Source organism: Hydrogenophaga sp. GW101-3F08 (genome assembly GCF_059424585.1).
This window is the reverse complement of sequence record NZ_JBWKZP010000013.1, coordinates 69,033-82,885: the sequence shown is the minus strand read 5'-3', so window position 1 is coordinate 82,885 and position 13,853 is coordinate 69,033. Positions and strand designations below refer to the sequence as shown.

Genomic DNA, 13,853 nt, shown 5'->3' with positions numbered 1-13,853 from the left:
CGATCCGGCAGGGTCCCAGGCGGGGGCCTGGAATCGCTGTGCCAAGATGCGCGCCGCATCCATCGAAAGTATGCATACGGACCCGCCACGCCAGCCAGGGAAGCGAACACCATGAAGACCTACAAGAACCACCCACCCGTGCCCAAAGTCCTGCAAGAGGCGCTGAAGGAATACCCTGCGCTGATCGCGGACCTGGAAGAGGCGCTGACCGGTACCGGCGTGACGCTCTTCATGAGCAAGACGTTGCGGTACGACCAGTTCGAGCGGGCGATCGCGCTGCTGGAGGTTTGCCTTGAAAGCTATTGGTCCGATGCCACAGAAGAGGTCAAAGCAGCAGAGGCCACGGGGGATACCGCGCTGATCGCCAAGGCGAAAGAAAAAGAGATGCTGATGATCAATTGCCGCACGGACTCGCTGGGCCGAGGCGTGGGGGAATTAAAAGCATTTTTTGATTGATTTTGGAGCGTTTGAGCCATGGCACATGACTACCCAAAAATCGACCCGGATCTGCATCAGCAGATTCTGAACAACAAAGTCTTGCGGCAATCTCAATTCCAGAACGCCACCAGCCAGGAGCGCCCACGCGCCGTCATCATGGCGGGGCAACCTGGAGCGGGCAAAGGAAACCTGGTTGATGCCGCCAGGGCCGAGCTGGGAGGCAACGTTGTCACAGTCGATCCCGACAAGCTGCGTAGCTTTCATCCGCAAGCCCATGGCTTGCGCCAGCAACACCCCTACACCTGGTCGGGCCAGACCCATGGCGACGCCAGCCAATGGGCCACCGAGTTGCGGGACGCCGCCATCGGCGACCGCAAGAACATCATTCTGGACACCACCACGCCCAGGGTGGATGTCATCAAAGACCTGCAGGCCAGAGGCTACGACGTGGAGGTGCGCGCCATCGCCACGCACCGGATCGAGAGCGAACTCGGCGTGGATGCGCGGTTTACCGATCAATTGATGCGCAAGGGCCACGGCCGATACGTCCCCTCAGGCGTCCGGGACAACGTCTACCAGCAACTGCCACATCAACTCGACGCGGTCGCCCGCGAGACCGGCTCACCGATCCGCATCTATGACCGGGAGGGACAGCTGCACCACGACTCGCGCACCCGGCCCACGGTCTTGCCCAGCCAGGCCTTGGAAGCGGCGCGAGAAGGCCGTATGGGCTTCATTCGCGCGGCCGAGCTGGAGCGGTCCATCCACGACCAACGCCGTCTGCACCATGAGCTGCCCGAGCGTTTGCCCAACACCCAGGTGAACGCGCAGACAACCGCCACGCTCTTGCAGGAACGGCAGGCGCAAGCCGTCGAAAAGGGTTTGGGCGATCTCGCCACCGAGGCACGCGGCTCCAACCTGGCGGGCGCCACGCGCACTATGGGCAAAGGGCTGGGCATCGCCGGCACCGCCTACGGCGTCTACCAGGGCGTCAACGACACCCGCGACGCCATCGATCAGGCGCGCAGCAACCGCGAGCAGTGGGTGCGCGGCGCAGAGGCAGGCGCCGACGTGGCGGCTCGCGGCACGGTGACGGGCTTGGCCGGAGCGGGGGGCGGAGCCCTGGGCGCGGCCGGTGGCGTGCTCACCAGCCCCGTCACCGGCCCCGTCGGCCCCATCGCCGGCGGCATCGTGGTGGGCGGAGCGGCAGGGGTATTGGCGGACCGGGCCTACGAAGACTCCCGCCTGCAGCAGTTCAGCAAGTACCTGGGCCGCGAGGTGGGCGAGCTGGGCTACGACCATGTGTCGCGCGAAGGCCGTCTGCTGCGCCAGGTCAACGGCTTGCGGGAAGACCTGGCCGCTGAAACCGACCCGTCCAAACGCGCGCAACTGGAAGACCGCCTGAGCCAGGCGAGCGGGCGGTTCGCCACCGAGGCCGAACGCAATGGCCGCTTCTTCGAAGGCAAGGCCGGCGTGGAAAGCACCTGGGAGAAAACCCATGCGCAGTACCCCCGGCTCGACAAGGACGACGTGAACGAGGCGCTGGCCCGGCACATCGACGCCGGAAAGCGCCCGGGCGAAGCGGCCAGCGCCGCCTACAGCGACGCGCTGCACGAGAAGTACCCGCGCGTTCGCCCGCACCAGCCGCTGGAGAACTACCGCGCCATGGGCAGCGAACAGCTGCTGGAGAAGCACCAGCACCACACCGGCCAGATGGTGGAAGACAAACGCCGTGTGCTGGAACTCGCGGGCCAGAAGGATTCGCGCAACCACCTCGACAAAGGCTGGCCCCCGGCGCTGGCCGAGCAGCGCCAGGCCCAGCGGGTGCAGGACGGCCTGAACCGCCTCTGGAAAGACACCGGCCACGTCTCGGCGATCCGGGCTGTGCTCCAGGAGCGCGGCATTCCGGCGCCCGAGCTGCCTGCGGCTTTGCGGAAAAGCCCCGCGCAGGGCGGCCCGGGCACCCCTGCGCATGGCGCACCGCGTCAACTGAAACAGCACGACCGAGCTCAACCGGTGGTGGCAGAACCCGGCGGGCGTCAGCACCCAGGCGCGGCAAGCCCCTCGTTGTCGCCCCATCAGGCGCACCACGCCGGGCTGGCCCGCGCCCAGCTGGGCCCGCCGCTGGCCGCGCATGGGCACGGCCCGGAGCAGATCGAGCGCGTGAGCGCGGCCGCCGTGGCCCACGCCCAGCAATATGCGCACCGGGGTGCGGTGCAGGCGTTTCACCTGAGCCGGGACGCGCAGCTGGTGGCGGTGGTGCAGGAGCAGGCCCCGCTGAGCGAGTTCCGGGTGGACAGCGCCCTGCGCCAGAGCCCGGAGCAGCACCTGGAGCGCGCCCATGCGCTGGCGCAGTCCCAGGCGCAGGCCCAGGTGGGCGAACAGCCCCAGGTGCCCGGCCTTGGGCAGGAGGCGCTGGCGACCGCGCGCATGCGGGCCTGAGCGGGATCGGCCATGCACAATGGTCCGTCGACGAGGACCGCCCATGACCACCCGCCACCGCCCCCCACCCGCGCCGCGCGCCACCAGCCAGAAACTGCGCATCGACCTGGCCCTGCAGGGTGGTGGCTCACACGGCGCCTTCACCTGGGGCGTGCTGGACCGCCTGCTGGAAGAAGAGTGGCTGGAGATCGCGGCCGTCAGCGGCACCAGCGCGGGCGCCATGAACGCGGTGGCGCTGGCCGCCGGGCTGATGGAGGGTGGCCGCGAAGGCGCACGCGCCGGCCTGCGCCGCTTCTGGAAGCGGGTCGCCGACGCCTCGCCGTTCCACGCTTTGGGCGCGGGGTCGATGGCCCAGCTGTTCGGCCTGGGCCATCCGTGGCTGCAGGCGGTGGCCGCGCCCTGGCAGCACTTCGCGCAGTTCGTCGGCAGCCAGTTCTCGCCCTACCAGTTCAACCCGCTGAACCTGAACCCGCTGCGCGACATCCTGACCGACACGGTGGACTTCGAGCGCGTGCGCGCCTGCGACCGCACCCAGCTCTTCGTGGCCGCCACGCACGTGGCCACCGGCGACCTGCGCATCTTTCGCCAGCACGAGCTCACCGCCGACATGGTGCTGGCCTCGGCCTGCCTGCCGCTGCTGTTCCAGGCGGTGAAGATCGACGGCGAGGCCTACTGGGACGGTGGCTACGCCGGCAACCCCTCGCTGCTGCCGCTGATCAGCGAGACCTCGGCCGATGACCTGCTGCTGGTGCAGATCAACCCCAGCCGGCGCGAGGCCGTGCCCACCCAGGCCAGCGAGATCCTCGACCGCGCCAGCGAAGTCACCTTCAACGCCAGCCTGCTCAAGGAGCTGCGCACCATCGGTCTGCTCAAGGAACTGCTGCAGGAGGCCGGCCGCCCCGACAGCGCCTACCGGCGCCCGCTGTTCCAGCGCGTGGACGACCTGCGCCTGCACCGGCTCGACGCCGAAGTCGAGCTCGCGCAGTTCGGCGCCGCCAGCAAGACGCAGACCGGCTGGGCCTTTCTGTCCCAGCTGCACGACATCGGCCGCGCCGCGACCGACGCCTGGCTGCGCACGAACGGCCAGCACCTGGGCCAGCGCTCCACCTTCGAGCTGCCGCCGGCCTACACCGGCTAGCATGAAACACCCCCGCCGCGCTTCGCGCGACTCCCTCCAGGGGACGGCACTGGCCGTTCGTCCTGGGCCTGTCGAAGAGCAACCCGGCTGTGCCCTGGGCGGCGCACCCTGCCCACCCCACACACCATGACCCTGCTGTCGCCCTGGCTCGGGCTTGGCCTGATCGCCGCCGCCCTCCGTTCAGTACAGCGCCGCGAACTTCTCGATCAGCGGCGTCGGCCCGGCCAGAATCAGGTGGTCGCCCGGCTTGATCTCGGTGTCGGGCTTGGCGTAGATGAAGTCCTGGTGGCGGCGCTTGATGCCCACCACCGTGATGCCGTGCTTCTTGCGCACGTTCGACACCGCCAGCGTCTTGTTGTGCGTTTCCATGGGCGCTCGGGTCTTGGCAATGGCGAAGCCGTCGTCGAACTCGATGAAATCGATCATCTTGCCCGTCACCAGGTGCGCCACGCGCTCGCCCATGTCCGCCTCCGGGTAGATCACGTGGTGCGCGCCCACCCGCTCGGCAATGCGCCCGTGCTGCGGGCTGTTGGCCTTGGCCCAGATGTCTTTCACGCCCATCTGCGCCAGGTTCAGCACCGTCAGCACGCTCGCCTCCAGGTTGGCGCCGATGCTCACCACCGCGTGCGAGAAGTCGGTCACCGAGAGCTGCTTGAGCGCCGGCAACTCGGTCGAGTCCGCCTGGACGACGTGCGGCAGCTCGTGCGCCAGGTCCTGCACCACCTCCCCGTCCGTGTCGATGGCCAGCACCTCGTGGCCTGCGGCCACCAGCGCCCGCGCCACGCTGGAGCCAAAGCGCCCCAGGCCGATGACGACCACGCTGTCGCCTCGCGTTGAGTTTGATTTAGCCAACAATCGGTTTCTCCTCGGGATATCGGTAGGCCCTGGGCACCTGGTTGATCGCCAGCGCCAGCGCCAGCGTGACCACGCCCACGCGCCCGGTGTACATCAGCGCAATGATCACGCCCTGCGCACCGGGCGGCAGATCGGCCGTGATGCCGGTGGACAGGCCCACGGTGGCAAAGGCCGACACGACTTCGAACATCAGCTTGTCCAGCGGCAGCTCGGTCATCGGAATGATCACCAGCAACCCCAGCGACACCGCCGCCCCGCTGAGCAGCAGGATCGACAGCGCCTGGCGCTGCACCGGCGTGGCAATGCGGCGCCCGCGCAGCTCCACGTCGGCCCGGCCGCGGATCTCGCTCCAGACGATCAGCAGCAGCAGGAAGACCGTGGTCACCTTCACCCCACCGGCCGTGCCGGCGCTGCCGCCGCCGATGAACATCAGCACGCAGTGCAGCACCAGCGATTCGAGTTCCAGCGCGCCGATGTCCACCGCATTGAACCCCGCCGTGCGCGCTGAAACGGAGGTGAACAGGGCCGCCAGCCACTGGTCCGCAAAGCCCAGCGGGGCCAGCGTCCTGGGGTTGTCGTGCTCCACCAGCCACAGCGCCAGCGTGCCCAGCAGCACGAGCGCCGCCGAGCCCCAGACCGTGAGCGTGGTGTGCACCGACCAGCGCGCATGCCGCTTGCGCCGGTTGGCCCACAGCTCGGTGATGACCGGAAACCCCAGCCCGCCCACCACGATGGCCAGCATCAGCGGCCCCAGCATCCAGCCGTCGGTCACGTGGCCCATCACACCATCGGACCAGGTGGAAAAGCCCGCGTTGTTGAACGCCGACACCGAGTGGAAAGCCCCGTGCCACAGCGCCTGCGACCAGCCCATGTCCGTCTTGATGGCCAGGCGCGCCGCCAGCCACAGCGCCACGCCGCCCTCGCACACCACGGTGACCACCAGCACCATGCGCGCCACCGAGCGCACGTCGCCCAGCGACAGCGCATGCGTTTCCGACTGCAGCAGCAACCGGGTACGCAGCTTCATCTGCCCGCCGATCAGCAGCCCCATCAACGTGGCCGAGGTCATCATCCCGAAGCCACCGAGCTGGAACAGCGCCATCACCAGCCCCTGGCCCAGCGGGCTCCAGTAGGTGCCCGTGTCCACCACCACCAGCCCGGTCACACACACCGCCGAGGTGGCGGTGAACAGCGCCGTCAGCCAGGGTGCGCCCTCGCCGCTGGCACTGGCCCAGGGCAGCATCAGCAGCGCCGTGCCCAGCACGATGGTGGCCAGAAACGCCAGGGCCAGCACGGAGGCCGGGTGGGTGGGCAGGTGGTTCTTCATCGGGGCCAGGCGGACGGGGGTGAGCGAGTCTAGCCGGTCATGGCGGCGGCTCCGGTCCCCGCGCCAGGCGACGAAGGGCTGCAACGCCAACCGATTCCCGTCCGACTTTCTGTTCCAGCTTGAATATAAGTAATTGCTCAATTACATTATCGACATGCCCCACAAACAACCCACACAAACCCGCCGGGCCGCCCTGGTGGCCGCGGCGCTGGCGCTGGCGGCCGAGCACAGCCCCGCCGCTGTGACGACCGCCGACCTGGCGCAGGCGGTGGGCATCACGCAGGGCGCGGTGTTCCGCCATTTCGAGAGCAAGGAAGCGATCTGGGTTGCGGTGATCGACTTCGCGCACCAGGAGCTGCTGGGTCGGCTGCGGGCCGCTGCCGATGCCCAGGCGCAGCCGCTGGCGGCGTTGCGCGCGGTGTTTCTGGAACACGTGGACTTCGTGGTGGCGCACCCCGGCGTGCCGCGGGTGATTTTTCAGGAGCTGCAGCACCCCGAAGACACGCCGCTGAAGGCGCGGGTGCGCCAGCTCATGCAGGCCTACCGCGAGTTGCTCACCGGCCTGCTGCAGCGCGCGCAGGCCGCGGGCCAGCTGGCGCCGGGCACCCAGCTGCCGGCGGCAGCGGTGCTGTTCATCGGCTCGGTGCAGGGGCTGGTGATGCAGTCGCTGCTGAGCGGCCAGGTGGCGGGCATGGCCGCTCAGGCACCGCAGGTGTACCGCATTTTTCACAACGGCGTGGCCGCGCAGACCGCACCGACCGCCCCCTCACCGGAAGGCACCCCATGACGATGAAACCCACGAACACACGCCGTCTGCTGCTGGGCGGCCTGGCGCTGGCGCTGGTGGCCGCGCTGGCCTTTGTGGCGCTGCGCACCGGGCCGCTGGCGCCGGTGAAGGTGCAGGTGACGGTGGTGAAGACCGGTCGCGTGACGCCGGAGATTTTCGGCATCGGCCAGGTGGAGGCGCGGCGCAGCTGGCTGGTGGGGCCCACGGTGGCCGGACGGGTGCGCACGGTGCAGGTGGACGTGGGCGACACGGTGGCACCCGGCCAGGCGCTGGCCGAGATGGACCCGGTGGACCTGGACCAGCGGCTGGCCGCGCTGGCCGCCTCGCTCGCGCGGGCGCAGAGCGCGCGGCAGGCGGCCGCGGCGCAGGTGGGCGACGCGCAGGCGCGGCGCGCGCTGGCGGCGGCGAACCTGAAGCGCAATGAAGACCTGGCGCGGCAGAGCTTCATCAGCGCCGGCGCGCTGGAGGCGCGCACGCAGGAGGTGGCCTCGGCGAGCGCGGGCTTGCAGGCGGCGCAGGCCAACCTGGGCGGCAGCGCGCAGGACATCACCCGGCTGCGGGCCGAGCGCGCGGCGCTGGCGCAGCAGCGCAGCAACCTGCGGCTGGTGGCTCCGGCCGCGGCGTTGGTGGCCAGCCGCGACGCCGAGGGTGGCAGCACGGTGGTGGCGGGCCAGGCCGTGCTGCGGCTGGTGGACCCGGCGAGCCTGTGGGTGAAGCTGCGGGTGGACCAGGGCCGCTCGGCCGGGCTGGCGCCGGGGCTGGCGGCGCGCATCGTGCTGCGCTCGCGCCCGGGCGAGGCGCTGGCCGGCCGGGTGGTGCGCGTGGAGCCGCTGGCCGACAGCGTGACCGAGGAACGGCTGGCGATGGTGGCGTTTGACGCGCTGCCCGCGGGCGTGTCCGTGGGCGAGATGGCCGAGGTGACGCTGGCCCTGCCGGCCACGCCCGAGGGCCTGCTGCTGCCCAACGCGGCGCTGCAGCAGCACGAGGGCACCACCGGCGTGTGGCGGCTGGCCGACGGCGGGCTGCGGTTCGTGCCGGTGGTGCCGGGCGTGCAGGGGCTGGACGGCACGGTGCAGGTGAAAGCCGCGCAGGACGCGGGCCTCGCCGAGGGCGACACGGTGGTGCTGTACAGCCAGAAGGCGCTCCAGCCCGACGCACGCATCAGCGTGGTGGAGCGGCTGGCGCCGCCGGCGGGAGCGGTGAAGTGATCAGCCTGGCGGGCCGCGACATCCTGCACGGCTGGAGCAAGTACGTGTTGACCGGGCTGGGCCTGGGGCTCTTGATCGGCGTGACGTTGACCATGGCGGGCGTGTACCGCGGCATGGTGGACGACGCGCACGCGCTGCTGGCCAACAGCCGCGCCGACCTGTGGGTGGTGCAGAAGGACACGCAGGGGCCGTACGCCGAGTCGTCGAGCATCAAGGACGACGTGGTGAAGAGCGTGCGCGGCATGCCGGGCGTGGCGGCCGCGGCCAACGTGACCTACCTCACCATGCAGGTGGAGCGCCACGGCGTGGACAACCGCGTGATGGTGGTCGGGATCGAGCCCGGCCTGCCCGGCGCGCCGGGCTACCTGGTGGCCGGGCGCCACCTCACGCGCAGCCACTACGAGGCGGTGGCCGACGTGAAGACCGGCTTTCAGCTCGGCGAGACGGTGCGCATCCGCCGCCACGGCTACACCGTGGTGGGGCTGACGCAGCGCATGGTGTCGTCGGGCGGCGACCCGATGCTGTTCGTGCCGCTGAAGGACGCGCAGGAAACGCAGTTCCTGAAAGACAACGACGCCATCGTGAACGACCGCGCGCGCACCGCGGCCAACCCGGCCTTCAACCGCCCGGGCAGCCCCGGCCTGCTGGAGGCGGTGCAGGCGCTGCAGACCAGCAGCCGCAGCGTGAACGCGGTGCTGGTGCAGGCCGCGCCGGGCTTCACGCCCGAGCAGGTGGCCGAGCCGATCCGCCGGTGGAAACACCTGAGCGTCTACACACGCGACGGCATGGAAGACATCCTGGTGGTGAAGCTGATCGCCAACTCAGCCAAGCAAATCGGCATGTTCCTCGTGATCCTGGCCGTCGTGAGCGCGGCCATCGTGGCCTTCATCATCTACACCATGACCATGGGCAAGCTGCGCGAGATTGCGGTGCTCAAGCTCATCGGCACGCGCGACCGCACCATCGCCGGCATGATCCTGCAGCAGGCGCTGGGCCTGGGCCTGATCGGCTTCGCGGTGGGCAAGGTGGCGGCCACAGTGTGGGGGCCGGCGTTTCCCAAATACGTGCTGCTGCTGCCGGGCGACGCGGTGGCCGGCCTGGTGGCCACGCTGCTGATGTGCGCGCTGGCGAGCACGCTGGCGATCCGCGTGGCACTGAAGGTGGACCCGGGCGCTGCGATCGGATGAACCCCATGAACACCACACCGCAAGGCGGCATCCTCATCGAAGGCCTGCGCAAGGTCTATGGCCACGGCGACACGGCCGTGGAAGCGCTGAAACACGTGAACATGCAGGTGGCCCCCGGCGAGGTGGTGGGCCTGGTCGGGCCCTCGGGCTCGGGCAAGAGCACGCTGCTGAAATGCCTGGGCGCGATCATCGAGCCCACCAGCGGCAAGATGACCTTGGGCAACGAAGTGATCTACGACAACGGCTGGATCGCGCGCGACCTGCGCGCGCTGCGGCGCGACCGCATCGGCTTCGTGTTCCAGGCGCCCTACCTGATTCCGTTCCTGGACGTGACCGACAACGTGGCGCTGCTGCCCATGCTGGCGGGCCAGCCCAACGCGAAGGCCCGCGAACGCGCGCTGGAACTGCTGACCGCGCTGGACGTGCAGCACCGCGCCCGGGCCGAGCCTTCGCAGCTCTCGGGCGGTGAGCAGCAGCGCGTGTCCATCGCGCGGGCGCTGGCCAACAAACCGCCGGTGATCCTGGCCGACGAACCCACCGCGCCGCTGGACAGCGAGCGAGCGCTGGCGGTGATGCGCATCCTGAACCAGATGGCGCGCCAGGCGCAGACCGCGATCATCGTGGTGACGCACGACGAAAAGATCATCCCCACCTTCCGGCGGATCTACCACATCCGCGATGGCCAGACGGTGGAGGAAGCGGGCGAAGGCCGCGCGCTGGAAGCCAGCGCCAGCAGCTGACCAGCGTGCACCGGGCGCCGATGGGCACCATGGCCGGGCGCTACCATCGCGGCATGCAATTGTTCGACGCCAACACCACCCGGGCCGCCCTGCCCTTTGACCGCCTGATCGCCGCGCTGCGCGAGCGTTTTGCCGGCGGCTGCGAAGTCCCGCCGCGCCATGTGCACGAGATCAACAGCCCCATCAGCGAAGGCGGCGACGCCGCGAGCCGGCGCATGACCTCGCTGATCATGCCGGCCTGGCTGCCGGGCAAGTACTACGGCGTGAAGATCGTGAACATCGCCCCCGGCAACGCCAAACGCGGCCTGCCCGGCCTGCACAGCAGCTACCTGCTGTTCGACGCGCGCACCGGCGCGCCGCTGGCGCAGATCGACGGCGACCAGATCACCGAGCGCCGCACGGCAGCGGCCTCGGCGCTGGCGGCCTCGTACCTGGCGCGCGCCGACGCCAAACACCTGCTGGTGGTGGGCGCGGGCCGCGTGGCGCAGCTGCTGCCCGCCGCCTACCGTGCGGTGCGCCCGCTGGAGCGTGTGACGGTGTGGGCGCGCCGCGCCAGCGAGGCGCAGGCCCTGGCCGCCCAGGTGCGCGCCGCCGGCCTGCCGGCCTTCGCCAGCACCGACCTGGCCGCCGCCTGCGGCGAGGCCGACATCGTGAGCTGCGCCACGCTGTCCACCGAGCCGCTGGTGCGCGGCGCCTGGCTCGCACCGGGCTCGCACCTGGACCTGATCGGCAGCTTCACCCCGGCCATGCGCGAGGCCGACGACGCCTGTTTCCAGGACGCGCGCGTGTTCGTGGACACCGACGAGGCGCTGCAGAAAAGCGGCGACCTGCTGGTGCCCATGCAACACGGCGTGCTGCGCGCCGACGACGTGCGCGGCACGCTGACCACGCTCTCCAAGGGCGTGGCCACCGGCCGCAAGGGCGAGCACGAGCGCACGGTGTTCAAGTCGGTCGGCACGGCGCTGGAAGACCTGGCCGCCGCGGTGCTGGTGTACGAGTCGGCGCGCGGCTGAGCCTCTTTCGCTCGGGCCCGCAGCGGCGCCTCAGTCGCCGCCGTCCAGCGGCGCCAGCCGGGCCTTCGACGCCGCCAGCATGCGGCCGGCCTGCGCCTGCAAGGCGTCCACGATCTGGTCGAGCTGCTGGCGCTGCGGGGCCGAGAGCCCGGACACCAGTTCGCGGTTGATCGCCATCACGCGCGGCAGGATCTGCGCGTACCTGTGCCGGCCTTCGTCGGTCAGGAACACATGCACCTCGCGCCGGTCCGACGGGCGGGGCTGGCGTGTGACCAGCTTCTTGGCCGCCAGCGAGGTGAGCGCGCGCGAGGTGCGGGCGCGGTCGAGCATGGCGTGCTCGGCCAGCACGGACGAGAGCACACCCTCGTGTTCGTTCAGCACCGACAGCACGCGCCACTCGCGCCGCGTGATGCCGAACTCGCTTTCGCACAGGTGCACCACCAGCCGCCCGGCGGTGGTCTGGATGCGGTGCAGCCGGTACAGCAGCAGGTCGCCCTGGCGTTGCGGCTCGCTGATCCGGTCGGGAGGGGTCATGGGAACGGTCTCAGGGAAAACACCCGGAATGATTGATTTCTGCAATTGATTGTGAATCCCTAGCATCGCGCCTTGCAGCGGGGAAACACCCGTTTGATGCACATCAATCAGGAGACATGCATGCTACGACGCAAGTTCACCGCCCGCACACTGGCCCTGGCCGCCACGGCCGCTCTGGCCCTCCCCGCTCTCGCGCAGACCCCGGCGCCGCCGCTGAAGATCGTGGTGGGCTTCCCCCCCGGCGGCTCGGCCGACCTGCTGGCACGGCTGTTGGCCGAAGGCCTGAAGGACGATTTCGCTTCGGTGATCGTGGAGAACAAGCCCGGCGCGGGCGGGCGCATCGCGCTCGGCCTGGTCAAGCGCGCGCCGGCCGACGGCCAGACCGTGGTGCTGTTGCCCAGCGGGCCGATGGTGCTGTTCCCGCACGTGTACAAGAAGCTGGACTACGACGCGGTGGCGGACTTCACGCCGATCTCGCTGCTGGCGCACTTCCAGTTCAGCGTGGTGGCCGGGCCGGCGGCGGGCGTCAAGAACGTGGCCGAGATGCTGGCCAAGGCCAAGGCCGCCCCAGGCCAGGCCACCTACGGAACGCCGGGCCAGGGCACGCTGCCGCACTTCATGGGCGTGCTGTTCGGCCAGCGGGCCGGCGCCGAGCTCACGCACGTGCCCTTCCAGGGCGGCGGCCCGGCCAACACGGCGCTCCTGGGTGGCCACATCCACTACAAGTTCGACGTGGTGACCGAGACCGCCGAGCTGCACCGCGCGGGCAAGGTGCGCATCATCGGCGTGACCGGCCCCCAGCGCGACCCGCAGGTGCCCGAGGTGCCCACACTGAAAGAACAGGGTGTGGACATGGAGGCCACCGCCTGGTTCGCCATGTACGGCCCGGCCGGCCTGAAGCCCGAGGTGCGCGACCGGCTGAGCGCCGCCGTGGCCAAGGCGGTGCGCACGCCCGCGCTGAAGGCCAAACTGATCGAGCAGGGTTACGCGCCGGTGGGCTCGACCCCGGCCGAGCTGGCCGCCGCCCAGGCCACCGACCTGCAACGCTGGGCCGGCCCGATCAAGGCCACCGGCATCCAGCTGGATTGAGCGGCCCCTGCGCCCCCCGGTTTTTCCTGTTCGTTCCCGAGTCGTCCCATGAACCTCTTCCGTCGCCACGCCCTGACCGCCCTCACCTGCACCGCCCTGTCGGCCCTGTGCGCCCCCGCCGCCCTGGCCCAGGCCTATCCGGCCCGACCGGTCACGCTCGTCAACAACTTCCCGCCCGGCGGGCCTTCCGACATCCTGGCGCGCTCGGTGGCCGCGGTGCTGCAGGAAACGCTCAAACAGCCCTTCGTGGTGGAAAACAAGGCCGGCGCGGGCGGCAACGTGGGCGCCGCCGCCGTGGCCAAGGCGGCGCCGGACGGGCACACCGTGCTGTTCGGCATCGACACCGCGTTCACCGTGAACCCGCACATCTACCCGGCCATGCCGTTCCAGCCGGGCGACCTCAAGCCGGTGATCATCATGGCCTCGTCCGGCCTGCTGATCGGTGTGAACCCGGCCACCGGCATCCGGCGCTTTGGCGACCTGCTGAGCCAGGGCCGGCAGAAGTCGCTGAATTTCAGCTCCGGCGGCAACGGCAGCCCCGGCCACCTGGCGGTCGCCATCCTCTCCAACAGCACGCCCATCAAGACCACGCACATTCCCTACCGCGGCAACACGCCGGCCGTCACCGCCGTGCTCAGCGGCGAGGTGGACGGCGGCATCCTGGCCACGCCGGGCATGCTGCCGCACGTGAAGAGCGGCAAGATCACGGCCCTGGCCGTGACCAGCCCCAAGCGCTCGCAGCTCGCGCCCGAACTGCCCACCGTGGGCGAGCTGGGCCTCAAGGCGCTGGAGTCGGAGGTGCTGTACCTCGTCATGGTGCCGGCCGCCACGCCCGACCCGGTGGTGCAGACCCTGGCCAAGGGCATTGCCGACGCGCTGCAGCGCCCCGACGCGCGGGCGCGGCTGAAGAACCTGGACCTGTTCTACGAAGGCCAGACCGGTGCCGCCGCCGCGCAGCGCCTGGCCCGAATGAACGCTCGCTACGGCGAGATCGTGCGCGCCACCGGCATGAAATCGAATTGACCCCCACCAGCGGCCCGGCAAAGCCGGTTCCGCGGTGTGTGCCGGCAAGACCCATGCGCACCCACCTGGGCG

The 13,853-nt window shown here is 70.2% G+C and carries 13 protein-coding genes; 10 read left to right on the top strand and 3 right to left on the bottom strand.

The genetic code is table 11. The features are described from left to right. The first annotated feature begins 111 nt into the window (after positions 1-111). From AC07YZ_RS23815 to AC07YZ_RS23805, 3 genes are read left to right on the top strand one after another with little or no spacing between them, the layout of a single operon-like run. Positions 112-456: a hypothetical protein gene (locus AC07YZ_RS23815; protein WP_494796588.1), complete on the top strand. Its 345-nt coding sequence runs from the start codon at positions 112-114 to the stop codon at positions 454-456. An 18-nt stretch (positions 457-474) separates the two neighbouring features. Continuing rightward, positions 475-2,880 (top strand): zeta toxin family protein, encoded by a 2,406-nt coding sequence (locus tag AC07YZ_RS23810; RefSeq protein WP_494796587.1) that lies wholly within the window; start codon positions 475-477, stop codon positions 2,878-2,880. Between the two features lie 43 nt (positions 2,881-2,923). Continuing rightward, complete coding sequence (locus tag AC07YZ_RS23805; protein WP_494796586.1) at positions 2,924-4,018, top strand: patatin-like phospholipase family protein; 1,095 nt, start codon at positions 2,924-2,926, stop codon at positions 4,016-4,018. A 180-nt stretch (positions 4,019-4,198) separates the two neighbouring features. Here AC07YZ_RS23805 and AC07YZ_RS23800 read toward each other — a convergent pair whose 3' ends face one another. Both AC07YZ_RS23800 and AC07YZ_RS23795 read right to left on the bottom strand, forming a co-directional pair. Next, positions 4,199-4,873: a potassium channel family protein gene (locus AC07YZ_RS23800; protein ID WP_226491064.1), complete on the bottom strand. Its 675-nt coding sequence runs from the start codon at positions 4,871-4,873 to the stop codon at positions 4,199-4,201. Next, positions 4,863-6,200, bottom strand: a complete 1,338-nt coding sequence (locus AC07YZ_RS23795; RefSeq protein WP_494796585.1) for a TrkH family potassium uptake protein — start codon at positions 6,198-6,200, stop codon at positions 4,863-4,865. The genes AC07YZ_RS23800 and AC07YZ_RS23795 overlap by 11 nt, the downstream gene beginning before the upstream one ends. A gap of 133 nt (positions 6,201-6,333) precedes the next feature. Here AC07YZ_RS23795 and AC07YZ_RS23790 point away from each other — a divergent pair, with 133 nt between their 5' ends. Genes AC07YZ_RS23790 through lhpI form a run of 5 tightly spaced genes read left to right on the top strand, consistent with a single transcriptional unit; the run spans position 6,334 to position 11,135 of the window. Beyond that, positions 6,334-6,987 (top strand): TetR/AcrR family transcriptional regulator, encoded by a 654-nt coding sequence (locus AC07YZ_RS23790; RefSeq protein WP_494796584.1) that lies wholly within the window; start codon positions 6,334-6,336, stop codon positions 6,985-6,987. Next, positions 6,984-8,195 (top strand): efflux RND transporter periplasmic adaptor subunit, encoded by a 1,212-nt coding sequence (locus AC07YZ_RS23785; RefSeq protein WP_494796583.1) that lies wholly within the window; start codon positions 6,984-6,986, stop codon positions 8,193-8,195. Before AC07YZ_RS23790 ends, AC07YZ_RS23785 begins: the two co-directional genes overlap by 4 nt. Then, on the top strand, positions 8,192-9,382 hold the full coding sequence (locus AC07YZ_RS23780) for an ABC transporter permease (protein ID WP_494796582.1): 1,191 nt from the start codon (positions 8,192-8,194) through the stop codon (positions 9,380-9,382). Before AC07YZ_RS23785 ends, AC07YZ_RS23780 begins: the two co-directional genes overlap by 4 nt. Continuing rightward, a complete protein-coding gene (locus AC07YZ_RS23775) occupies positions 9,379-10,122 on the top strand; it encodes an ABC transporter ATP-binding protein (RefSeq protein ID WP_494796581.1) in 744 nt (247 codons plus the stop codon). The genes AC07YZ_RS23780 and AC07YZ_RS23775 overlap by 4 nt, the downstream gene beginning before the upstream one ends. A 53-nt stretch (positions 10,123-10,175) precedes the next feature. Beyond that, entirely contained in the window at positions 10,176-11,135 is a 960-nt protein-coding gene (gene lhpI / locus AC07YZ_RS23770; protein ID WP_226491058.1) for a bifunctional Delta(1)-pyrroline-2-carboxylate/Delta(1)-piperideine-2-carboxylate reductase, read from the top strand. Between the two features lie 30 nt (positions 11,136-11,165). On the opposite strand, the gene AC07YZ_RS23765 is transcribed toward lhpI, so the two are convergent. Next, positions 11,166-11,669, bottom strand: a complete 504-nt coding sequence (locus AC07YZ_RS23765; protein ID WP_226491057.1) for a MarR family winged helix-turn-helix transcriptional regulator — start codon at positions 11,667-11,669, stop codon at positions 11,166-11,168. A 120-nt stretch (positions 11,670-11,789) separates the two neighbouring features. Between AC07YZ_RS23765 and AC07YZ_RS23760 the strand changes: the two genes are divergently transcribed. Then, positions 11,790-12,758, top strand: a complete 969-nt coding sequence (locus AC07YZ_RS23760; RefSeq protein WP_494796580.1) for a Bug family tripartite tricarboxylate transporter substrate binding protein — start codon at positions 11,790-11,792, stop codon at positions 12,756-12,758. Positions 12,759-12,806: 48 nt separating this feature from the next. Further along, positions 12,807-13,781, top strand: a complete 975-nt coding sequence (locus tag AC07YZ_RS23755) for a Bug family tripartite tricarboxylate transporter substrate binding protein (protein WP_494796579.1) — start codon at positions 12,807-12,809, stop codon at positions 13,779-13,781. The last annotated feature ends 72 nt before the right edge of the window (positions 13,782-13,853 follow it).